The 22,477-nt window shown below is 50.9% G+C and carries 23 protein-coding genes and 1 riboswitch; of the genes, 11 read left to right on the forward strand and 12 right to left on the reverse strand.

What is annotated here, in order from left to right; translation table 11 throughout:
• Positions 1–312: 312 nt before the first annotated feature.
• From trmD to ffh, 5 genes are all read right to left on the reverse strand, one after another.
• Positions 313–1,071, reverse strand: a complete 759-nt coding sequence (gene trmD, locus JW883_07805) for a tRNA (guanosine(37)-N1)-methyltransferase TrmD (GenBank protein MBN1842167.1) — start codon at positions 1,069–1,071, stop codon at positions 313–315.
• A 3-nt stretch (positions 1,072–1,074) separates the two neighbouring features.
• Positions 1,075–1,590 carry a 16S rRNA processing protein RimM gene (gene rimM, locus JW883_07810; protein ID MBN1842168.1) on the reverse strand — a complete coding sequence of 172 codons (516 nt, stop codon included), beginning with the start codon at positions 1,588–1,590 and terminating at the stop codon, positions 1,075–1,077.
• Positions 1,591–1,596: 6 nt separating this feature from the next.
• Positions 1,597–1,827, reverse strand: coding sequence for a KH domain-containing protein (locus JW883_07815; GenBank protein ID MBN1842169.1), 231 nt, complete (start codon positions 1,825–1,827; stop codon positions 1,597–1,599).
• Positions 1,828–1,891: 64 nt separating this feature from the next.
• The gene (rpsP, locus tag JW883_07820) at positions 1,892–2,152 is read right to left on the reverse strand and encodes a 30S ribosomal protein S16 (GenBank protein ID MBN1842170.1); all 261 of its coding nucleotides are present in this window, start codon (positions 2,150–2,152) and stop codon (positions 1,892–1,894) included.
• Between the two features lie 16 nt (positions 2,153–2,168).
• Complete coding sequence (gene ffh / locus JW883_07825) at positions 2,169–3,497, reverse strand: signal recognition particle protein (GenBank protein MBN1842171.1); 1,329 nt, start codon at positions 3,495–3,497, stop codon at positions 2,169–2,171.
• A 103-nt stretch (positions 3,498–3,600) separates the two neighbouring features.
• Between ffh and rlmN the strand changes: the two genes are divergently transcribed.
• The 4 genes from rlmN (at position 3,601) to JW883_07845 (ending at position 6,647) form a co-directional block, all read left to right on the forward strand.
• On the forward strand, positions 3,601–4,623 hold the full coding sequence (gene rlmN, locus JW883_07830; GenBank protein ID MBN1842172.1) for a 23S rRNA (adenine(2503)-C(2))-methyltransferase RlmN: 1,023 nt from the start codon (positions 3,601–3,603) through the stop codon (positions 4,621–4,623).
• Between the two features lie 93 nt (positions 4,624–4,716).
• Positions 4,717–5,367 carry a queuosine precursor transporter gene (locus JW883_07835; GenBank protein ID MBN1842173.1) on the forward strand — a complete coding sequence of 217 codons (651 nt, stop codon included), beginning with the start codon at positions 4,717–4,719 and terminating at the stop codon, positions 5,365–5,367.
• Positions 5,330–5,734, forward strand: a complete 405-nt coding sequence (gene queF, locus JW883_07840) for an NADPH-dependent 7-cyano-7-deazaguanine reductase QueF (GenBank protein MBN1842174.1) — start codon at positions 5,330–5,332, stop codon at positions 5,732–5,734. Before JW883_07835 ends, queF begins: the two co-directional genes overlap by 38 nt.
• 7 nt (positions 5,735–5,741) lie before the next feature.
• Entirely contained in the window at positions 5,742–6,647 is a 906-nt protein-coding gene (locus tag JW883_07845) for a hypothetical protein (protein MBN1842175.1), read from the forward strand.
• Here JW883_07845 and JW883_07850 read toward each other — a convergent pair.
• The gene (locus JW883_07850; protein MBN1842176.1) at positions 6,644–7,645 is read right to left on the reverse strand and encodes a response regulator; all 1,002 of its coding nucleotides are present in this window, start codon (positions 7,643–7,645) and stop codon (positions 6,644–6,646) included. The genes JW883_07845 and JW883_07850 overlap by 4 nt on opposite strands.
• A 314-nt stretch (positions 7,646–7,959) precedes the next feature.
• Here JW883_07850 and JW883_07855 point away from each other — a divergent pair, with 314 nt between their 5' ends.
• Entirely contained in the window at positions 7,960–8,283 is a 324-nt protein-coding gene (locus tag JW883_07855; protein ID MBN1842177.1) for a hypothetical protein, read from the forward strand.
• Between the two features lie 145 nt (positions 8,284–8,428).
• Here the strand turns inward: JW883_07855 and JW883_07860 are convergent, their stop codons facing one another.
• Both JW883_07860 and dusB read right to left on the reverse strand, forming a co-directional pair.
• Entirely contained in the window at positions 8,429–8,815 is a 387-nt protein-coding gene (locus tag JW883_07860) for a helix-hairpin-helix domain-containing protein (protein MBN1842178.1), read from the reverse strand.
• 762 nt (positions 8,816–9,577) lie between these two features.
• Entirely contained in the window at positions 9,578–10,558 is a 981-nt protein-coding gene (dusB, locus tag JW883_07865; protein MBN1842179.1) for a tRNA dihydrouridine synthase DusB, read from the reverse strand.
• Between the two features lie 167 nt (positions 10,559–10,725).
• On the opposite strand from dusB, the gene JW883_07870 reads away from it, so the two are divergent.
• On the forward strand, positions 10,726–12,000 hold the full coding sequence (locus JW883_07870) for a hypothetical protein (GenBank protein MBN1842180.1): 1,275 nt from the start codon (positions 10,726–10,728) through the stop codon (positions 11,998–12,000).
• On the opposite strand, the gene JW883_07875 is transcribed toward JW883_07870, so the two are convergent.
• The gene (locus JW883_07875) at positions 11,981–12,283 is read right to left on the reverse strand and encodes an HNH endonuclease (GenBank protein MBN1842181.1); all 303 of its coding nucleotides are present in this window, start codon (positions 12,281–12,283) and stop codon (positions 11,981–11,983) included. The genes JW883_07870 and JW883_07875 overlap by 20 nt on opposite strands.
• A 161-nt stretch (positions 12,284–12,444) precedes the next feature.
• Between JW883_07875 and JW883_07880 the strand changes: the two genes are divergently transcribed.
• Positions 12,445–13,746, forward strand: a complete 1,302-nt coding sequence (locus tag JW883_07880) for a DEAD/DEAH box helicase (GenBank protein MBN1842182.1) — start codon at positions 12,445–12,447, stop codon at positions 13,744–13,746.
• A gap of 160 nt (positions 13,747–13,906) precedes the next feature.
• On the opposite strand, the gene JW883_07885 is transcribed toward JW883_07880, so the two are convergent.
• Together JW883_07885 and era are read right to left on the reverse strand one after the other, a co-directional pair.
• Positions 13,907–14,749, reverse strand: a complete 843-nt coding sequence (locus tag JW883_07885; protein ID MBN1842183.1) for a glutathione synthase — start codon at positions 14,747–14,749, stop codon at positions 13,907–13,909.
• A gap of 1 nt (position 14,750) precedes the next feature.
• Positions 14,751–15,647, reverse strand: coding sequence for a GTPase Era (era, locus tag JW883_07890; GenBank protein ID MBN1842184.1), 897 nt, complete (start codon positions 15,645–15,647; stop codon positions 14,751–14,753).
• Between the two features lie 208 nt (positions 15,648–15,855).
• On the opposite strand from era, the gene JW883_07895 reads away from it, so the two are divergent.
• The 4 genes from JW883_07895 to JW883_07910 all read left to right on the forward strand — a co-directional run bounded on the left by JW883_07895 (position 15,856) and on the right by JW883_07910 (position 20,800).
• The gene (locus tag JW883_07895; protein MBN1842185.1) at positions 15,856–16,818 is read left to right on the forward strand and encodes a TRAP transporter TatT component family protein; all 963 of its coding nucleotides are present in this window, start codon (positions 15,856–15,858) and stop codon (positions 16,816–16,818) included.
• Positions 16,815–17,822, forward strand: a complete 1,008-nt coding sequence (gene dctP / locus JW883_07900; GenBank protein ID MBN1842186.1) for a TRAP transporter substrate-binding protein DctP — start codon at positions 16,815–16,817, stop codon at positions 17,820–17,822. Before JW883_07895 ends, dctP begins: the two co-directional genes overlap by 4 nt.
• Before the next feature lie 407 nt (positions 17,823–18,229).
• Entirely contained in the window at positions 18,230–20,155 is a 1,926-nt protein-coding gene (locus JW883_07905; protein ID MBN1842187.1) for a TRAP transporter large permease subunit, read from the forward strand.
• A 252-nt stretch (positions 20,156–20,407) separates the two neighbouring features.
• Positions 20,408–20,486, forward strand: a riboswitch (cyclic di-GMP riboswitch).
• Between the two features lie 80 nt (positions 20,487–20,566).
• A complete protein-coding gene (locus JW883_07910) occupies positions 20,567–20,800 on the forward strand; it encodes a hypothetical protein (GenBank protein ID MBN1842188.1) in 234 nt (77 codons plus the stop codon).
• 145 nt (positions 20,801–20,945) lie between these two features.
• On the opposite strand, the gene JW883_07915 is transcribed toward JW883_07910, so the two are convergent.
• Positions 20,946–22,157, reverse strand: coding sequence for an aspartyl protease family protein (locus JW883_07915; GenBank protein ID MBN1842189.1), 1,212 nt, complete (start codon positions 22,155–22,157; stop codon positions 20,946–20,948).
• Between the last annotated feature and the right edge of the window lie 320 nt (positions 22,158–22,477).

Here is a 22,477-nt window from a genome sequence, read left to right on the forward strand (position 1 = left end):
AACTTGTAATATTGGAGGGCTGGGGACATCCCCCGTACCCTCAAATGCTAACTCTTATATCTAAATTCCAGTATACAAGGCATTTTTGGCATTTCCACGCAACCAACTATGGCATAGCCAATGACTCTTTCAGCCGTCCGCCTGCGGGCCGTAGCCTTCGGGCTCTCCGCCATAGGCTTCAGCCCGCAGGCCGACGGAGAGCTCGTAAACAAGGCTACTTCCCGGCCTTCGTAGCCGTTGCCACTTCGGCGGAGTAGGCTGGCGAAGTCGGCGACCTGGCCCAGAGGACCAGGTTTTCCATAACCAGGACTGTTACGGCGAATGTTTTTCTATAATGGCTTCGATATCCTGATGCAGTTTTTTGAGATACTTTACATCCTCAGATGTCAGTGGCTGGTCCAACAGCAAATCGGGTCTTTTCAAAAACGTCCTCGCCACCGAAGCCTGTCGCCTCCACTGCCTGATAGCCTCGTGGTTCCCAGAGACCAAAACGTCCGGCACCTGGGCCTTCTCAAAAGATCTTGGCCGGGTGTACTGCGGATGTTTCAGCAGGCCTGTTGAGAAAGAGTCCTCGTCGGCCGATTCTTCGTTCCCCAAAGCACCTGGGATTAGCCGGCTTACCGTATCAATAACAACCATGGCTGCCAGTTCACCGCCGGTCAGGACATAATCACCAATGGACAGTTCTTCGTCCACAAGGTCCTGGCAAATCCTCTCGTCAATCCCTTCATAGCGGCCACAGATCAAAATAAGCCCTGCAAATCCTGCCAACTCTCTGGCCAGTCCGTGATCAAGAAGGCTACCCTGTGGCGTGAGCAAAACCGTGTGAGCCTCAGGATACTTCCCCTGGGCATGCCGAATGGCCTCTGCCATGGGTTCTGGCTTCATCACCATGCCGCAACCACCGCCATAGGGACGGTCGTCCACAGTACGGTGACGGTCACTCGCAAAATCTCTGATATCTATCGTCTCGATAGATATGCGGTGGCTTTCAACAGACCGCTTGACGATGCCTCCCACCTGCAAGGCGGAAAACATTTCAGGAAATAGCGTGAGGACCGTAAAATTCATTCGTCAATCTTCCAATCCTTCAGGAAGATCGACCTTCAGGGTTTTGTGTTTCAAATCAATATCGACCACCACCGAATCGATGGCTGGAATTAACACCTCCTTCTTGCCGTCTTGAACCACATAAACGTCGTTGCTTCCTGTGGGAAAAATCGCTTTCACACGCCCCAGACGTCGGTTTTCCAGTGTGAAAACCTCCAACCCCATGATCTGGTAAGAGTAATAGCTACCTTCTTCAAGTTGAGGCAACGATGCCTCGTCAACACAAAGCTGGCAGCCTATCCACTGTGCTGCCGCTTCAACGGAGGCTATACCATCTAAGGCGAGAAGGATCACGCTTTTGTGCGGACGGGCGGACACTACGCAGAACTTTCCGCAGCACTCCCCTTTTCGGCTGAGCACTAACTCCTTGCCCGGCGCAAAGACCTCAATGGAGTCCGCGTGGGAAACAACCTTGAGGTGGCCCTTAATCCCGTGGGTACCAACTATCTTGCCTACAGGGAGGCGGGCATCCTCTCCCATGGAATCCTACTCGATGATCTCAAGTACAGACCTTTTCTTGATTTTGGCCGAAGCCGCGCTCAGGATCGTCCGTATGGCACGGGCCGTTCGGCCCTGTTTCCCAATGATTTTCCCGAGATCATCCTTGGCCACCTTCAGCTCCAGGACTGATGTCTGCGATCCTTCCACTTCGGAAACCTCCACTGCTTCCGGATGATCCACCAGCGCTTGAGCAATGTACTTGATCAGATCCTTCATCTCCCGACCTCCTCACAGCATGAAAAAGAAGCGACGGCAACTAAGCTGGTTTAGAAAAACTCCATTAAGTATTAGGTCTTTTCGAAAAGAAACCATGCTCTTTCAGCAGACTCTTCACGGTTGCTGTCGGGATGGCCCCCTTGTCAATCCATGTCTTAATGCTATCTCGTTTCAAAGTCACGGAGGCAGTCTTGCCAAGGGGATCATAGGTTCCCACGAGTTCGAGAAATCTCCCATCCCGAGGGGCTTCGTTGGAAGCCACAACGATTCGATAAAACGGCTTTTTCTTTGCGCCAAACCTGGCCAATCTGATCTTAACTGACATCCGACACTATTCCTCCTTAGAACGGCAAGGCTCCTCGACCAAAAGGGCGAAAGCCGCCTTTGTTCAACTTCTTGATCATCTTTTGCACTTGGACATAATTCTTTAGGAGCTGGTTCACCTGTTGGACCGTAGTTCCGCTTCCCTTGGCAATTCGTTTGCGCCGACTTGCGTTAATAATCTGGTGCCTCCGGCGTTCCTGAACAGTCATAGAATCAATAATGGCTGTAATGCGTACGAATTCTCTTTCGTCCACCTTGAACTGTTTCATCTGTTTGAGCTTTCCCATGCCGGGAATCATGGCTAGGATCTCCTCCATGGAACCCATCTTTCTAACCTGCGCCATTTGATCACGGAAGTCTCCCAGGGTGAACTGGTTTTTTCGAAGTTTCTCTTCCAGTTCGCGCGCCTGCTTTTTATCAACAGCGCTCTGGGCCTTCTCAATGAGGGTGAGCATATCACCCATTCCCAGTATCCTGGATGCCATACGGTCTGGGTGAAAAGATTCCAGGGCGTCCAATTTTTCACCCACGCCCACAAACTTGATGGGCTTTGAAGTCATTGCCTGGATCGAAATGGCTGCTCCGCCTCTGGCGTCACCCTCCATCTTCGTGAGTATGACGCCACCTATGTCAAGGACATCATCAAAGGCCTTGGCCATATTGACGGCATCCTGGCCGGTCATGGCATCGGCCACCAAGATGATGTCAGAGGGCTGTACAGCCTCCTTGATGCGTTTGAGTTCGGCCATCAGGCTCTCATCAATGTGAAGGCGGCCCGCTGTATCTATCAAAAGGGTATCACGGGATTCCTGACGGGCTTGCAGGAGGGCATTCCGGCAAATATCCACTGGATCCATGTCGTCCGTGGCCGGAAAGACCGGAATATTCAGCTCATTTCCGAGTTTCTCCAACTGTTCAATAGCTGCCGGGCGATAGATGTCAGCCGGCACCAGATAAGGCCTTCGATTTTGTCCCGTCAAGAACCTGGCCAGCTTGCCGGCCGTTGTGGTCTTGCCTGAACCCTGCAGGCCCACGAGCATGACAGGCGCAGGCTGGCCAATGAGTTTCAGCCCTTCATGCCTGTCTCCCATAAGCTGCGCCAACTCTTCATTAACAACCTTCACAACTTGTTGCCCTGGTGTCAGGCTGGCCAACACCTCCTGGCCGACGGCACGCTCCCTGATGGATGCCAGCAACTGTTTTACAACCCTATAATGGACGTCGGCTTCAAGAAGGGCGATGCGAACCTCTTTAAGCCCGGCATCAATATTTTTCTCGGTTAACTTGCCGTGTCCCCTAAGTTTCTTGAAGGTCAAGTTCAGTTTGTCAGTCAGGTCTTCGAACATGGCGTTTCCTATTGTTTGTAAAACCTGTTATAATTATTATTCATTGCTTCCTGTGTCAAGAGAATATTTTTCTTAAAGACTTTAGGTGTGAAGCGTTCATGCCATGTCAGATCAGCACGACATAAAGAACTTTACCGAGAAAACCTTTACGGATTGGCTTCAGGCGCATGACATCGCGCCCTATCGGGCCGGCCAGATCCTCCGGTGGACATACCACAGAAACGTCAGTCAATTTTCTCTGATGACAGACCTTTCCAAGGACTTCAGGCAGTGGCTTTCCGGAAGACTCACAATAAGCCGTCTTGACCCTGAACTGATTCAGGCTTCCAGGGATGGCTCAAAAAAATACCTTTTCTGCCTTAAGGACGGCCATCATGTCGAAAGCGTGTTGATTCCCGAGCGGGGTCATCGGACGCTCTGTATCTCAAGCCAGGTTGGATGCGCTTTGGGGTGCAAGTTCTGCCTCACCGGCAGTGGCGGATTCGTGCGCAACCTGAAACCTGCAGAAATTGTGAACCAGGTCTGCGCTGTTCGAAATGATCTGGCACACCCGAAGTCCCTGACCAATATCGTGTTTATGGGTATGGGGGAACCCCTCGCCAATTATGAGAGCGTAGTGCAGGCCATCGGCATCATTACCGCCAACAACGGCCTGCAGTTCTCAAGTCGCCGCGTAACCCTTTCCACGGCAGGACTTGTCCCAAAGATAGGCGACCTTGGACAAGACGTCACGGTTAACCTTGCTGTTTCCTTAAACGCGGCAGACAACAAGACCAGAGATTATTTGATGCCCATCAACCGGACGTACCCATTGGAAGCGCTTCTTGGCGCATGCAGCCGGTTCCCCCTGCCCTCTCGGCGCATGATCACTTTCGAATATGTCCTGATCTCCGGCGTAAATGACAGGGCTGAGGACGCCGGCCGTCTGGCAAGGCTCTTGAAGCCCCTCCGGGCGAAGATCAACCTCATTCCCTTCAATCCCTTTGAGGGGAGCCGATTCAAAAGACCTGACGAGGCCACCATCCTGGCTTTCCAGAAAATCCTCACAGATAATCATTACACGACTCTGATACGCCGAAGCAAAGGCGGGGACATTGGCGCTGCTTGCGGACAGCTTCGTGTCTAGAAAAGGTGTTGCTCTTTTACTGTCAGGATAATTGTGCTATAGGAAGCCGAAAAAATGGCGGACTTGATGATATCGTTTTAGGATCTATAGATTATTGTGAAACTGACTAAGCTGGCGGTGCTTCAATCACTTTTTGTTTCCGGGTTAGTGGTCTCAAACATCATTGCAGCCAAGGTCATTGTTATCTGGAATCTGGTCGTGCCTGCCGCCGTCATCATCTATCCGTTTACGTTTCTTCTCACTGATATCATTGGTGAAACATACGGAAAAGACGAAGGCAATCGAACTGTATGGTATGGATTCTTGGCCTCCATTTTCGCCATGATAATCATCTATGCCGGCATGCTCCTGCCAGTAGCTCCATTCATGCAAGAGAAGCAGTCGGCCTACGAAATACTTCTGGGGCCTAATCGTCGCATTGTGCTGGCATCGTTGCTTGCCTACCTGTGTTCCCAGAAACATGATGTATGGGCCTTTCATTTTTGGAAGAACCTGACTGGAGGCCGACACAAATGGTTGCGAAACAACCTGTCGACCATGACCAGTCAACTTGTGGACACGGTTATTTTTATCGGGATTGCCTTCTGGGGCGTAGTCCCCCATCTTGGAAAAATGATCTTGGGGCAGTACATAATTAAGGTGTTGATTGCTTTGCTCGATACGCCGATCTTTTACGCTCTGACCATGAAAAGGAACCAGCATGGATATGTCGGATATGCAGAAAAAACTGCTGGCCGGAGTTGAAAAGCCTGACAAGGTGGCCCGAGACGTCCTTGCAGCGCTGGACTATGCATATGGCGCCCAAAGGGACATTGAGATCAAGATCGACCAGCCTGAATTTACGTCTTTGTGCCCCATTTCAGGCCTTCCCGACTCTGGGTGTATCACTATACGTTATTTACCGAAGGACAAGATTGTTGAACTTAAATCCCTGAAATACTACCTGCTGCAATATCGCAACGTCGGCATCTTCTATGAACATGTGGTAAATCGCATTTTGGAAGATCTGGTTTTTGTCCTTGACCCCAAGTTTGCAGAGGTCGTTGGGACCTTTACGCCCAGGGGCGGCATCAAGACCACGGCACGCGTTGAGTACAAGGAGAAAGGATAGGGGAATCGTGGGCAGAAAGACATCTAATCTCGCGGTGTTTTTTCTTCTGGGCTGCTTGCTAATCACCGGCTGCGCCACAACGAAAAAAATTGCCGGCGACATCATGGGCAAAAGCAGAGATCTAAAGAAAAAGATTGCATTTCTCCCGACTCTGAGCACCTCGAGTTACGGGGGCGAGGATTTTCGAAAGGCGGCTGGCGCTGAGCTTAGGTGTTTTCTGGGCCGCAGTTGCGAGGGGCTGTGCATCATGGATTCCCGCAAGATCCGAGAGGCCTTGAAAGAGATGCCTCGCATTGAATCAGGCCGGATCGACCACTTAGCCCTTGCCGAGTTTGGCAGAATCCACGGGCTCAGCGCTGTGGTCGAGCAAGGAATTTCAGAGGTTCAATGTGTCACGGACAAACGCGGCATCTGGGGATTCAGAGAAACCTGTTTGCTTATGAGAGTCTCTTTTCGTGTGAGGGCCTATGACATTGAGACAACCTCAATGCTGTTCGATGAACTCGTCCGGGAAGAAGTGGAGGTCTCAGAAGATGCCTGGCAAAGAGTTAGAGGTTCTAACGAGTACAACAAAGAAATTGCACACTCCATTCTTGACAAGATCACGCCCAAGATTGGGGAAATGATCTGCAGGCGTTTGGCCGAAGTGCCCTGGAGGGGCTACATCATCAGTAGCTCTGATGGCATATTTACCCTTTCAACCGGCATTGATGTGGGACTTGCCGCTGGGGATATTCTGGAGGTCTTTGCAATGGGCGAACCGGTTAAGGGCCATGGAGACGGCGTCTATTTGATTTCAGGTCCCAAGATCGGTGAAATCAAGGTCACGGAAATCCGAAGCCAACAGGCCGAGGCCATTCGCATCTCCGGCAGCGATCTTGAAAACAGTTGTTGCATCAAGTTGAAACCCTAAACGGTTCCCAGAATTCGATAGATAGGCATCGGCCTGTCCAAGCCTTTGACACGTACAGTAGGAGGCAACTTCTCGGCTACAAATTGCTCTAGCGCTTCCATATAGGTCGTCTCACTCACCAATATCTCGCCCCCCCTGGCCATTTTCTCAAGACGAGCCGCGATATTGACAGCCATTCCAAAGGCCGTGTATTCCCTTTTGCGCAGCGAACCAAACACTCCGGACACTACCTCACCGGTGCAGATCCCTATGCCTACGTTCAGATGAAACCCGTTTCTTTGCCGCAACTCTTCGCTGATGGCCCGGCTCGTTTTCTGCATCTCGATGGCCGACCCAATGGCTCTGACAACGTCGTCATCGTGGGACACGGGAGATCCGTAGATCACCATTATGCAATCACCCATGTGTTTGTCCACGGTGCCGTTATGCCGATATGCTATTTCTCCCAACGGAGTAAAATAGTGATCGTTCAAAAACTCAGCAATCTCCTCTGGAGGAAACTGCTGAGACATTCCCGTGAACCCTCTAATGTCGCTAAAGAGAATCGTCACTTGCTGCTTTCTCGGGGTCATGACCGTGGGGTCGCTCTTGATCTCCTTGTATACCTGATCAGAAACGAACTGTCTCAGCCGTTTCTTGATCATAATGTCCTGAATTCTATTCCTTAGTTCAATGTTATCAAAGGGTTTTGTGAGGAACCCATCAAGGCCCTCGTTGGTGGCCCGAATGGCGCTGTTCATGGTGGCATAGCCCGTAAGGAGTATGCGGGTGATTTCAGGATTGATGGAAGAGATAAGGGCGAGGGTTTCCAGTCCATCCAGTCCGGGCATTTTGTAGTCGGAGATAACAACACCGATCTGTGAAAGGTATTGTTCAACCAACTGGATGCCCGTCTCCCCGTCTTCTGCTGTGTAGACAGTGTATGGTTCCTTCTTGAGTGCCCGCTTCAGCGACCGCCGCACCCCTTCCTCATCGTCGATGAATAGAAGACTGGTCATCTTTCCCCCTCGGCATATTAACGTATCTCAAAATATCAGACATATTGTCAGGCCGATTCCTGTCCGCAGAGCAGTGCCCTGGAATTTTCTTCCGTTTTTCAGCGCAGGTGGGGCTGTATTGCCACATGATAGATATGAATGATGGAGCCTGATAATATCATTAGTGGCCTCCTTATAGTCAGGGTTGGCGGGTCACGGGAAACCGCGAGAAAACCTTTTAGACCCAGCGAAAAGGGATTTGGGCAAAACCCGTTAAAGCTTGGCGGTCCATATCATGGAAGTGTTCTTTTGTCTAGATTTCAAATCGAAGGATATTGGGCGATAGTGATTTTGTTCTTCAGGTGCTGGAAGAATCGGAAGAGAGATTTCAACGCTATTATGAGTTAAAGCACTTGGATTATTATCTTAAGACAGTAGAGGACCGAGTCTGTCAAATATTTAACGTAGGCAGGAAAGACATTTATTCCGGTAGCAGGGAAAAGATAAAGGCGGAGGCAAGAGGGTTATTCTGTTATTGGGCGGTGAGGGAATTGGGATACGCGTTGACGGACTTATCCAGGCGTCTCGGGATGACCCAGCCCGGAGTGGGGTACGCCGTAAAGAGAGGCGAACAGAATGCTCAAGTAAACAACTGTTAGCTCACAGAAACTTAGTTATCTATTTATGCCCGTCCCTCCCCTGAACCTTGGCCACGCCCCGATGCAGAGCGGGGTTTGCTCCTCCTTTCGAAGGCCGGGCCTTTCCCACGGGAAAGGCCCGGTGACGGCCCGGTACGCCGTTTTGTCAATCCACGGTGACAAAGGGCTTGATCTGCTCCAGGGTTTTCTCGCCGATCCCCTTTACGTTCGTCAGATCCTCCAGCCTTTGAAATGAGCCGACTTGCTTGCGGTAGTTGATGATGTTCTGCGCCGTTTCATGGCCGATCCCTTTGATTCGAGTCAGGGTTGACAGATTTGCCTCGTTCACATTGATCTTGTCCATGGTGGCTTTCTGCGCCAAGCCCTCTTGGGCCTGTTCCGCTTTTGCACTGCCGGCCTCGGCGGCCTTTGTCATGTCTGACTTGGCTTCGGAGACTCCCAGGTCGTCCTTGGCACCCGCCGGCACCCCTACCAAAAGGGCGAAAACCCCTATAAGAGCGATGATGCATATGGTTGTTCTTTTTGCTTTCATTTTCTCCTCCGTTTTGTTTTCTTGTAGGAAACAGGCCATGCTTCCCGGTCTTGGAGTAAGCCCACGGAAGTCGTCTCACCGGACTCGGCTTTGGCACTGGACCTCCGCAGCACCCTGCCCCGGCACCCGGTGGAACAACGCCCCCCTGTTTCACCTCCTTTCCAGATTGGTGATTACCTTCTGTTGTTCCGTTGAACCGGGCTACATCCTGTGAACGAAATTTATTGAAGAACAGCCTTTAATCCCTCCATAGCAAGCGCCATGCCAAAGGAGAACACCCTGTTGGAGCTTTTCGCGATGCGCCGCTTTTTCAAATGATTTCAAAATGATCGGCACGAACACCCTCAAGATTCAACCCCTTTTTGACCTGAAACCCGCTGCCTTGGAAGCCATATTGTGAAGGGGAATCCCTACACAACGGCCTGCGGTGGCCTGCGGCGTGATCCCTACCGCCTTGTTGCGTCTGGTATTTCTGAATGCAGGGTGCGCCCTACACCTGGAGAGGAGGCACGCGACTCAGAAAACCAGCAGGAAAGCGCATTCGGTTCTTGATCGGCAAGGCCCAAAAAACTGAGTTTTTGACCGGTTAATTCAACACTAGGCCCGCCTGGAGTCGCAGCCGCCGTTGGGCCGTGATTGTTCGATATGAATGGATTTCTATACACATCAGACGGGGGAGAAGGCCCGTCGGGAACAACGCCTGGTACCGGCAGCGCCTACGTGGCAAACTGGGTCTTTCCCCCTCAGCATATTAACCTACCATCAAGTTTCAACGCCCATGGTCTGCAGCTCTTGAAAATATGTGCAAACCGCATCTATCATTTCCTGCCGAGATTTCAGACGGACAATAGCAATTCTAAAAGCGCTGCACCTTGGAAGACCTTTGACAAACCAGGCAAGATGGCTTCGCATCATTCGCACCGCCCGTGCTTCTCCAAAATGATCTACGGCATATTTAAGATAACGCAATATCACTCGAAGGCGTGCGGATAGATCGGGGACCTCGGGATGACGCCCGTTAATCAGATCAAGGGCCTGGGTAAAGATCCACGGATTTCCCACGGCGGCTCTGCCGATCATTACCGCGTCGCAAGCGGTTTGCCGCAGCATTGTTAGCAAGTCCTCCGGCTTGCGGATGTCACCATTGCCTATAACCGGAATGGAGAGACCATCTTTCATCCGGCCAATCAATGACCAATCGGCCCTGCCGCCAAACCCTTGCACGGCGGTCCTGGGATGAATGGCCACAGCATCCACCCCGGAGTCTTCGGCAATACGAGAGACTGTCATGGCCTGATCTCCGGAAGGGTCCCAACCCGAGCGGATCTTAACTGTTAGGGGCAAGCTCACCGCCTTGCGCACTGCCTTTAAAATCGACTCAAGCCGTCTCGGTTCACGCATCAAAGCCACTCCCGCTCCCTGTCGCACTACCTTTCGGACTGAACAACCCAAATTGATGTCGACTAAATCTGCGCCATGGGCCTGGGCAATTTGGCCAGCCTCCTTCATCACACTGGGGTCTGCCCCAAATATCTGGGCTGAAATGGGGCGCTCTGCAGGATGACTTTTGAGAAATTCAAAGGTCTTCTGCCCACCGTGAACAAGACCGTTCGAGCTGACCATTTCAGTCACAACAAGGGCACATCCTGCTTCTTTGGCCAACCGTCGAAAAGGGAGTTGGGTGATTCCGGCCATGGGAGCCAGAATGAGCTGATTGTCTAAAACTAAGCTCCCGATTTTCATGAACACTGATAAAACACAAGGTCCAATATTTCAACTCAAAAGCATCACGTCCCTACATATTGAACAAGCTTCCCCTTAATAATACCATATATAGTATAATCTTCTTGACATGGGAAACCGATTCGTCGTAGGGCAGAGACTGCGTAAATTATCACAGGGTGGCTTTCATGGCGCTTCAGATGCGAAAAAAATGGCTCTATGTTCTGGCAGTGTTGCTGGTAGTCCCAGCAGGTCTTTGTCTCCGTGAAATCTATTTTGCCGAACGCAGCATGTCCACCCGCTGCGTTGCGGCCTCAGTAGCAGAAGCAAGGACTTACCCTGCAAAAAAGGAACTGCCCTCTACGCGGCGAATTCTGGGGGCACAGGTCTTGGTCTTTGAGTCGAGAAATTTTCAAGAGACAGAAAAGAATTTTGTGAATCTTAAGAAAGCGGGGGTCAATACCGTCATTGTACGCGCCTTTCAAAACCATGGCGACAGGGCGCATTATTTTACCCGGCCTCGGAAAAAAGCGGGGGTCTATTTTGAGACGTCACATGCACCGGTCGTAGATCCTGTTTTGACAAAAATCGTATCCATCGGGCACCATCACGGTATCAAGGTCTTTGCCTGGATGGAGACCCGCAAGATGCCGCTTCACCTGCCTGATCCCGAAGCTTCCAGGGCTCTTGCGTATTGCTTTGAAACGCAAGCCTTTGAACCGATCGCCATGTGGAGTATCTTTGATGAGTCTGTTGAAAAAAAGCTCATAGGCATTTACAAAGACGTGGTTAGTTCGGGCGTTGATGGCATTCTGATCCAAGACGACCTGATCATGTATCAGTATGAGGATTTCAGTTCAAAGGCCGTGAGCTTGTTTGAAAGACAAACCGGCAAGGCGCTCAATCCCCGAGCCCTTTACGGCAACGTCTTCATGGATGCAGAAGGGCATTGGTGCGTGTCTCGTTATTCGGACACGTTCTGGGTGTGGGCATGCTGGAAAAACCAGAAGTTGCTGGACCTTGCCCGGAAATTGATACAGTCGGCAAAGGCTGTGGACCCCAAAATCGAGGTGGCCATGAATTTCATGTACGAGTCGGTCACTGACCCGAAAAATGCTCTGGCCTGGTTGTCCCAGAGTCTGGCCGAAGCGACCAGGCTACCCATCGATTATTATGCCATCATGGCATACCACAGGCAGATGAAAAAGGAGCTTCACCTGAGTGAGGAGGGCGCCTATGACAAAATCTCCAATATGACGGCAACGCTGCTCGGGCTGGTGGATGACCCTTACAAGATCATGATGAAGGTGCAAATGACTGACTGGGAGACCCGCAAACAGATTCCCCCATATGAGGCAAACCAGGTCTTCAAAAAAATCAATAGCCAAGGCAAGGTCAGCCTCGCCTTTATCCCGTACTCACCACCGATCCCACTCCACGTCATTAGGAACTATTTTCGGTAATAGACTCCAGATATGCCTCCCACTCAACAGGAAGCAAGTATTTCTTCTTGTTGTTACACTCCTTGCACGCAGGGACCACATTGCCTTTCTTGGATTTGCCGCCTCGGGCTAGAGGCACCATGTGATCCATGGTGAGCGCATGGGACGGAAAGGATTTGCCGCAGTAATAACAACGGCCACGGGCCAGTTGGCGCTTCCACCACTGCGACTGTCTTAACTCTCTGGCCTTCCGCCGCTCTATGTTGATGGCAATCTCGTCTGTGTCGATAGTAAGAGAATTCAAAGGAGAAGCATCTCCCAGCGTTTGTGGCAACCGCGTTGCCCGGACTTTTTGAGAAGTTGCCGCCCATTCGCAGGTTAGCGCGCGGTGTTCATGGTTTCAAGGGAAAAAGAAACTAGCTTGCAAAGGACGTGAGCGTGCTCTATAGTTGTTTAGGTAATGTTATGACAGCTCCAATTGTTGAGACCAAAGAAGTCCCGTTTACCGAATTTGATCTTCCTGAAGAAATCCTAAAGGGCATTGATACGGCAGGGTTCAAGTCGTGCACGCCCATTCAGGCCCTTTCCTTGCCTCTTACCCTCAAAGGGCAAGACATAGCGGCCCAGGCCCAGACTGGTACGGGTAAGACAGCCGCGTTTCTCATCACGATCTTCCATCGCCTTTTGAGACAACCAGCGCCAAAAGGTCCTGGCCCTTACGCACTGGTCATTGCCCCCACCCGCGAACTTGCCCTTCAAATCTGTGAGGAGGCCAAAATACTGGGAAGTCATACTGACTTTTCAGTGTTGCCGGTCTTTGGTGGCGTTGACTACGTGAAACAGGAAATGGCTCTTCGCCAAGGAGTTGATATAGTCGTGGCCACGCCGGGTCGTCTAATTGACTACATGAAACAAAAGGTCTTCAGCCCCAAAAATGTTCGTATCGCGGTCATTGATGAAGCGGACCGACTCTTTGACATGGGCTTCATAAGAGACCTCCGCTTCATTCTGAGACGACTGCCTCGTCACAACAAAAGGCAGTCCATGCTTTTTTCTGCCACCCTCTCATTTGCGGTGATGGAGTTGGCCTACGAACACATGAACAACACGGAAGAAGTCTTTGCAGATCGCGAAAAGATCACCGTGGAAGAGATCGACCAGGTCTTGTACCATGTCGGGAACAACGTAAAGCTAAATCTTTTGCTCGGCCTCCTAAAACGCGAGACATGGAACCGCATCCTGATTTTTGCCAATACGCGAACCTGTGTCGACATGCTTGCCCGCAAACTGAAAGGCAATGGCTTTTCCGCCGTTGGCATCACCGGAACAGTTCATCAGAAACAAAGATTGAAGATCATGCAACAGTTCAAGGCCGGCCAGATTAAGATCTTGGTGGCCACAGACGTTGCATCCCGTGGCATCCATGTTGAAGATATCGACATCGTCATCAATTACGACATCCCTCAGGACTGTGAAGACTATGTCCACCGGATCGGACGGACCGGCCGAGCCGGCAAGGCAGGCAGAGCCATTACCCTTGCGTGTGAAAAATACGTGTACTATCTGGAGGCTGTCGAGAAATTTATTGGAGAAAAGATAGAAGTCAGATGGGCTGAGGATGATTGGTACGAACAAGACCGAGCAAAACCGTCCCGGCAAACACGCAAAAAGCCCGCGTCACGACGTCCCAGGCCATCGGACCGATCAAAGAAGAGACTCGCGCCGGCAAAAGGGAAACGGCCAGTGCCAAAACGTTCAAAGGCTTAAGGGCTGGGTCAGAAATAACTTGGCATTTTGACATCTCAGCTTCAGGCCATCTTCGGCCGATCTTCATTCGCAAAATCCTCGAAAGAGCTTGCTATTCCTGTGGTTTTGCTCAATCAGATCAGCCAAATCTAGCCCAAATCTGAGCGCCAATTCTACCAAGTTATTTCTGACCCAGCCCTAACCCGATGTTCTTGAGCCAAAGCCCCACTGCCTTATCCAGCAGATCGTAATACTCAAGAGATCCTCCCAGGCCCCGTCTTCCGAAAAAGTAGTTGATCTCGAGAAAAAAGGAGGTGGCTCCTTTTTCGTCGTGCGGAAAGATAAGGTCAATGCCTGCAAGATTAATCCCGGTCTTTGAACAAAAATCCCTGACAGCCTCCTTGCCTGCTTCTTGAAGGTCCGGGTCGGACTCATGATCAATGACCCCTCCGGCCTTCAGGTTTGTGAGAAATTCAGAAGCATCTTGTTGCCGGCGCCAGTAGCTGAACAACTGGTCTCCAATGATAACAACTCGCAGGCTCCGCCCCCCACACGAAATGTATTCCTGAAGCACAAAACCCTTCTGGCCAGCCTGTTCCATGCGTCTGGCCCTTTCAAGGACCCTTTCCAAGGCCTGCTCTGTTTCGAGCAAAAACACCTCCTCCCCTTCCCCGCCCCAGTCAAACTTGAAAACGCAAGGAAAACTCAAAGCATTCTTCTGTCCTTCACGGTCATCGTAGGAAGCTATGTCGTCAAAGGAATAGGTGAGGGGAAAAGGCGCGCCCATTTTTTTAAACAACCTGGCTTGGCCGAGTTTTCCAGGAAAATCAAAGCGAACATCATAGGTTGGAAAAACGTGGGGGCAATACTTGCGACACATCCTGTACAGGATTTCACTGCATCCCTGGGATACGATGATGGCCTCTGCCCGGCGAATGGCGGCTCGGTCTTCATCATTTGGCAGCCGGCCAGCGCACAAGATGTTATCGTGGGCCACAATGTTAGGATGAAAGGAGAGGATCATGCTAGTGCCCGAGTTTTTTTATGGCCCTTTCATCCCGGGTCCAGTTCTTCTGAACCCGGACCCAGAGCTTCAAAAAGACCTTACGCCCGACCATGTGCTCGATTGCTTCTCTGGCATGCTGTCCGATCCGTTTGAGCATTGTTCCCCCTTTCCCAATGATAATCGGTTTTTGGGACTCCCGCTCAACATGTATAGTGGCCTGGATGTCTATGAGATTCCTGCCGGGGCGCTCCTTAAAGGATTCCACGGTTACGGCCACGGCATAAGGAATCTCTTCTCCTGTCAATCGAAACACCTTTTCCCTGATCATTTCCGCTGCAATAAAACCTTCTGGCGCGTCCGTAACACTGTCTTCAGGATAATATCTAGGGCCCTCCGGGAGGATTTCTACCATCTCTGAGACCAATTCATCAATCTGGGTGCGATCGAGGGCCGAAATTGGAACAATAGCCTCAAAGGGATAGGACCCGCGCCACTGATCAATGAAGGGAAGGAGTGTTTCCTTGTTCACCAGGTCTACCTTATTGATGGCGAGAATGACCGGCAGGGCTCTCTTTTTCAAAGAATTAAGGATGATTTCGTCCGAAGCCCTGTCCGGGCAAGCAGCATCTGTAATGAACACCACCAAATCCACGTCGCCCAAGACCCTCAAGGCCACTTCCACGATGCGCACATTCAAGGGCCCCTTAGCACGATGAATACCAGGCGTATCCAGAAATACAAGCTGGGCCCCAGGCAGATGTGCCACTCCAAGAATGCGGTTGCGGGTGGTCTGCGGTTTTTCCGAGGTGATGGCGATCTTTTGGCCCAAAAGCTGGTTCAGAAGGGTGGATTTTCCCACATTGGGTGCGCCTATGATGCCAATAAACCCGGATTTAAATGGAGATTTTGTAGTCATTAGCTCCGCTTCAGCAATAATGTTAATCCCATCGTTCTCCGTATAGTTTGTTATCTTAGCACAATCCTGCCGAAAAAAAACACCCAGTTGACTTTAGGAGCTTCTCGGCATAAAGGTACTTCTCATAACAAAGTCCAAAGAGAAAAGACTCAAAAAAATCCAGGTTCGGAACTTGCGTCAGTTTGCTTATCACGTCAGAAAAAATTTAATGACTTTAACATTCAGGAAACGCCCCTCTCGGACAATCTGTATTGCTTTATTAGTTCTTGTTTTGCTGCTGGAAAGCGGATGTGGGATCTTACGCGGAGCTGCAATTCGCGATGTTGCTGGCGTCTTCTCAGATCCGTCCGGATCAAGAGTATTCGTTGAGGACGATGATCCTGCACTGATTCGCGACGCCTTGCCATTTGTTCTCAAAACTTACGAAGCGCTGCTTGCCTCAGAACCTGAGGACCGCAATCTCTTGTTGGCAACCGCTAATGGATTTGTGTCGTATGCGAAGGCATTTGTCCACGCTGAGGCAGAGAGGTCAGAAGAACTCGATCATAAGCGTGCACAGCATCTTCGACGGCGAGCGACAAGGCTATACTTGCGCGGACGAAATTATGCCTTGGCTGCTCTGGCGCTTGATTATCCTGACTTTGAGACAAAACTGCAGGAAGACCCTCAGTGGGTCCTTCAGGATTTGTCAACAAAAGACGTGCCGCTGCTCTTCTGGGCTGCGGCCGGTTGGGCAGGCGCCATTTCCGCGGATGTAAACAATATGTCTCTTGTAGCGGAACTTCCTATTGCAGAGGCTATGATGCGCCGTGCCCTGGACCTCGATGAAGATTTTGAGAGCGGGGCCATTCATGAGTTTTTCATAGCCTATGAGGGAAGCCGCTCGGAAGCTATGGGAGGAAGCGCAGAACGCGCCCGTGAGCACTTCGATCGCGCTGTTGCACTCACCAGGGGGAAGAAGGCTTCACCCTATGTTTCACTGGCGTCATCTGTGGCAGTCCGCAAACAAGATTTCAAAATGTTCAAAGATCTCTTGCGTAAAGCCCTTGCCATTGACCCGAACGCTATGCCCGAATGGAGACTTGCTAACATATTGGCTCAGGAGAAAGCGCAGTGGTTGTTGGATCACAGCCCACAGCTTTTTCTGGACTACGAGGAGACCGAATCATGAAAACGGCGATCTTCTGCGTATTTATTAACGTGGTGGCGCTGGGAGTTGCTCCGGCGTTCTCACAAGTCATTAAACTCGGCACGGTCGCCCCTGAAGGTTCCCCATGGCATGAAGCAATGTTGGAAGTAGCCCAAAAGTGGAAAGAGCTGAGTAACGGCAAGGTCACACTGAGAGTCTATGCTGGGGCTGTGGCCGGGGACGAAAAGGACATGTTACGTAAGATCCGCATCGGGCAATTGCACGCAACGGCTCTTACTAGTGGAACTCTAATCGATATTGTTCCCGACATCGAGGCCATCTCTTTTCCCATGCTTATCCGAACTGACGGAGAATTTGATTACGTAATAGAAAGCATGGGGCCGGAATTCGAAGCCCGCCTGGCCAAGAAAGGATTTAAGGTCCTAACCTGGAGTACAACGGGCTGGGTCCACTTCTTCACAAAGGAACCGGTCATAAGGCCCTACGATATGAAGAGGCGGAAATTTTTTTTCTGGGGCTCGGATACCGCCTATGTGGAACTAATGAAGACCTTGGGATTCAATCCGGTCCCTCTGGCGATCACAGACTTGCTACCATCGCTGCAAACCGGCCTGGTGGACTCGTTTCCCGCACCGCCGGCCGCGGCCTTGTCTTTCCAGTGGTTTGCGCTGGCGCCCCACATGACAGACCTTCGGTGGCAGCCGCTTCCCGGAACAACAGTGGTCTCAATGAGACAATGGGACAGGATCCCAGGAGATCTGCGCCCGTTGCTTGAAAATGCCGCCCGCGAGGCAGGGGCCAGGTTGCAAAAGCAAATTCGCAAATTAGAACAAGATGCAATTGCGGCCATGAAGAGCCATGGGCTTACTGTTCATCCAGTTTCTCCGGAGGTGGAGGAAAAATGGAAGACTCTTGTTTGGGAAAAGGGATATCCTGTCTTTGTGGGGCCGCGCTTTTCTGAAAAGATTTTTAATACTGTTCGTGGCTTACTGGATGAATACCGACAAAGCTCAAAGCGGCATTAATCTTCGTTTCGACCATGGTCACCGTTACCTTTTTGTTGGTCGCGATTCCAGTCCCTACTTCACTTAAGTCTAGAAAGTTAACAATGCTCAAGTCCTTTTTTACCTTCAAGTTTTCAGCTTCGCCGGTTTCGTAAAAAAAGTCGAATCCAGCCAATGTGTCATTTCGACCGCGCCGACTTCGCCATAGTCCGCCTGAGGCGGACGACGGCTGAAAGGGAGAAATCTTATGCTTTCGGCATGTTAGACGGAAAGGATTTCTCCCTGGCCCAGACCGGGTTTTTCTCTCCTGGGCACTGTCCAACTTCTGTCGCGCCAGGGCGGGCAGGGCGGGCGCTTCGCTCGAAATGACAATTCGTTGAGTTTTTTACGATTTCATCAGCTTTGAACTTTGTCTTTACGTGCATCCAATGAAGCCTGATCCCGACACTACTATTCCCTCAGCGGGTATCCTCGGACACCCGGCCCGGTGGCTCCGCCGAACCGAGGACGCCATCTTGGCTGTAGCCCTGTTGCTCATGGCATTGATCCCAGTTGTCGAATTGCTGGGACGCGCCTGGGTCGGCAAAGGGATTCCGGGTGCTACAGAATATCCCCAACACCTCACCCTGTGGGTCGGATTTCTTGGCGCCATGCTTGCCACACGCGAAGGCAAACACCTCAAGATCATCGCAGCTACACGCTCGCTTCCGCCGCAGGTGAGCCGTATCGTTGATTGTCTGGTTGCCTTCACATCGGCTGCTATTTGTGCCTGCTTGTTTTGTGCCAGTCTGGAATTGGTCATAGCTGAGGCGCCCGGATTGCCTTCTTGGACGGCCAAAATCATACCTGATTTCGTCGAGCGTCGGCTCGAACCCTTTGGTCTTTTTGAAAACGGCGGATTGACAACTATCGGGGGGTGGATCCCAATCTGGATAGCCGAAGCCGTCATGCCCTTTGGCTTCGCGATCATGGCCATTCGTTTCATTCTCCGTGCATCAAAACGCGCCTGGGTTAGGGTCCTGGTTGGGCTCAGTCTCCCGGCAATGATTCTGTTATCGACCCTTTCTTCCGCCGCTGCATCACAACTCGTCCTGCCGGGTATGATATTGCTGCTTATGGCAGCAGGCTTGGGAATGCCTATCTTCATCTTGCTCGGTGGCGTGGCGCTGTTGCTCTTCTGGGGTGACGGTGTAACGGTCGCCGCCATACCTGCCGAAACGTATCGCATAGTGGCATCCCCGATCTTTCCAACTATACCACTATTGACTCTGGCCGGCTTCATACTTTCCGAGGGTCGTGCCAGCGAACGCCTGGCTCGCGTCTTTAGGGCCCTGTTCGGATGGATTCCTGGTGGATTGGCGGTAGCCGCAACGCTACTGTGCGCCTTCTTTACGACATTCACGGGAGCATCGGGCGTGACCATTCTCGCCCTGGGAGGGCTCTTGTTACCCGTGCTTTTGAAAAGTGGTTTCAGAGCGAATTTTTCTATCGGACTGCTGACCTCAACAGGTAGCCTGGGTTTGCTGCTACCCCCTAGCCTCGTTGTGATTCTTTATAGCGTCATCGCCCATGTGCCGATTCTTGACATGTTCAAAGCCGGACTCATACCAGGGGCTTTGCTGATTGCCCCTATTTGCCTTCTTTGTATCTGGCAAGGGTTTAAGACCGGGGCCGGGCATGCCCCATTTATTCTTCGCCAAGCCGCTGCTGCCATTTGGATCGCAAAATGGGAAATCGCCATGCCGATTTTCCTGTTGGCGCTTATCTTCGGCGGATTCTGCACTCTCGTTGAAGCCTCGGCCGTCCTGGTGATATACGCCTTGATAGTCGAGGTTTGTATTTTCCGCGATCTGAACTTGCAAAGACTCCTAAACATGCTTGTCAAATGTGCTGCCCTGGTGGGAGGCGTGCTTATTATTCTCGGTGTGGCTATGGGACTGACGAGCTATCTTGTTGACGCCCAGGTTCCCGCGCATGCCGCCACCTGGGCCACAAATCACCTACACTCAAGGTGGTCATTTCTCCTAGCGTTAAACGCGGGGTTGATCGTTGTCGGATGCTTGATGGATATCTATTCCGCGCTAGTCGTGGTAGTGCCTCTGATATTACCTATGGCCGAGTCATTCGGTGTTCATCCCGCCCATCTCGGCATTATTTTTTTGGCCAATCTGCAACTGGGCTATCTCACACCGCCGGTTGGTATGAATCTGTTTTTCGCTTCCTTTCGTTTCGAGAAGCCGCTTACAGTTGTTGCCCGCGATGCCTTGCCCTTCCTCTTTATAATGGCCTTAGTTGTACTGCTTATCACGTACGTTCCCTGGCTAACCTTAGGTATGCTGGAATTGTTAAGGTAGGCACGATTGATGATCTCGTAAAAAGCTGGTTTATGCCGCTTCGCGGCGTCCTGTCGGCAACGAACTTGATGTTTAAGTTCGTTGGAAGTCCGAATCAGACGGCAAAGTAAAAAGCTCCAAAGATACTCAAAGAGACAACCAAGAAAATTATATAGAAAAATCAGCAAAATAGATGTTTTGGTCTCTTTTTTCAGGAAATACATCTAACGGTTTTTCCCTTCCGCGCCGATAAGAAACATCAGAATAAAACATATATGAAAAAGGCAAACCTCTCGAAAGAGTGGGACGCAAAGCCTCCGGTCCGCCACAGGCGGATAGCGGGGTTGCTCAACCGGTTTAAAAGTTGAACGCTTTGGCCCATTCTTCGGCAACGAGAATGGGTTTTTTGTTATGAGCTAGGAGGGGCGGACAATGATTGAAGGTATCGGTGCTACCGTAAATTTGAATCAAGAAAATCAGCACGCTGTTCAAGCCCAGGCGGAAAGCGCCCAGAAGATGACAGCGGATGTCGTCGAAGGCAAGGTAAACCCAGTGGAATCTCCTGATAATCTGTATGATGAATCCGGGTCGAATGAGGAAGCTAATTCACAAGATGTGCTCAACCCCGGTTCACGTGAAGGGCGCATTGTTGAACTCGTGGGCTAAGGCAGTCTGCCAGGTCAGGAGTCTGAGCAAAACATCAAGAGAGCTTATCTGATGTGCGTGCATCTTTTCTACCGGACATCTCCTAAGACGCGAAGAAGAGATTTGCACCGGTGGGAATAACGGCATTTTGGGAAGCTATCATGTTTTATTGGATGTGGGGAGTTAGCATGATTCTTTGTGTTTCATTGTCGATTTGTATCTTGTAGTTGTTCAAGAAATCCATGCCCAGGATGCCATCAAATCTGCCCTTTTCGCCAAAAGGCAGATCTGTCACGGCCACACGGAAGTTGTGTCTGCCAACGCCACCGACTTGAATGGATTGGACCCTGGCCAATTGCGCTTGAATATCCATGGCCATGGTTTTCAGCGTGATGGATGTGCCCCTTTCTTCATCCAATCCGAGAGCCTTTGCCAACTCCCTTGAAAGAATAGTAATGCCAGCCCCGGTATCAACTAGAACTCTGGCGCTGATTGAGTCGTTCAACACTACAGGCACTAAAATGTGTCCGTCTACTTGCGAAAACCTCACAATGGTCATTACTTCCTCATTTGCTTCTTCGCCTGTTTCCTCACTCGTTTCTTCACTTGTCTCCTCGTCTGCGATTTCGCCTGTTTCCTTTTCGACTTCGGTGGGTGTCTCTTTTTCACCCTCTTCGGCGGCGGCTTGTTCCTCTATTCTCTTAGATAGTCTTTGCACGTCAGCTATGGAGTAGTACACATAGATATCATAGGCTTCCCTGTCTGCATCAGTAGCATGTTCGAGAAAACCGGCAAATGCCTTATCAGCCAACTCGTAATTGGCCTGTCGGTAATAGATAGCCCCTAGACGATAAAGGGCAGGCACAAACTTGGCGTCCAGTTCTATTGCCTTTTGATAGTATCCTATTTCAGCTTCAGAGTCGTCATCCAGCTCTTTGCCTTTTTCAAACCACTGGCTTGCTGTAACTGACCCTTTCTCCGCATCAACTCCAGACTGCTTCTCTTGCTTGTATTCTTGCACCGAGGACTTAAAATCCGTTTTTTCCGCCCCGAAGCGTTGATTCTCAAGGCTGTGGTCCTTTTGGGGCTGCGCTGGTGACTTGCCAGGATGTGTTTCCCTGCCAGGGCTGGTTTTCTGGCTGATGGGAGCGACATTCTTGCTGAGCCTGCCTTCACTAGGTTTATCACGAGGTCCGTTCTTCGGAGAGGAGGTGATATGGTTTATGATGGCAAGGATTGCGATACCTAGCAAGACAGTCAGAATGCCTGTCTTGTAGCGCTGTTTCCTTTTTTTTCGAGCATACCTTTCAATGTTGACGCCGCAAAGGGCGCAATATATGTCGTCCGGTTGGCTAAACCCACACTTTGGACATATCATCTTGGTAGGCCTTCTACCGCATTTGAGTCAGAACACAATTAAAACCTATCAACAAGGCAGATTCTTGTCAAGGATTTCAACGGGTAACGCACGATAACGCCAAAGTCGGTGCCAAATTGCTAATATTGCACGGTTATGCGAGTCTCAAAATCCGTACTGTTCTCAAGGCGTCAGCCGCAACCTCGAAATGGTTCGACTGGCCGTTCGACAGGCTCACGGCCATGAGCAGTGTCGAATGGCTCACCATCCTGAGCGAAGTCGAAGGACAATATTTAAATTCGAATATCATTAGTTAATTCAGGCGGTTAGTTGTTTAAAAG

It is taken from the genome of Deltaproteobacteria bacterium (genome assembly GCA_016930875.1).
Lineage (GTDB): Bacteria > Desulfobacterota > Desulfobacteria > Desulfobacterales.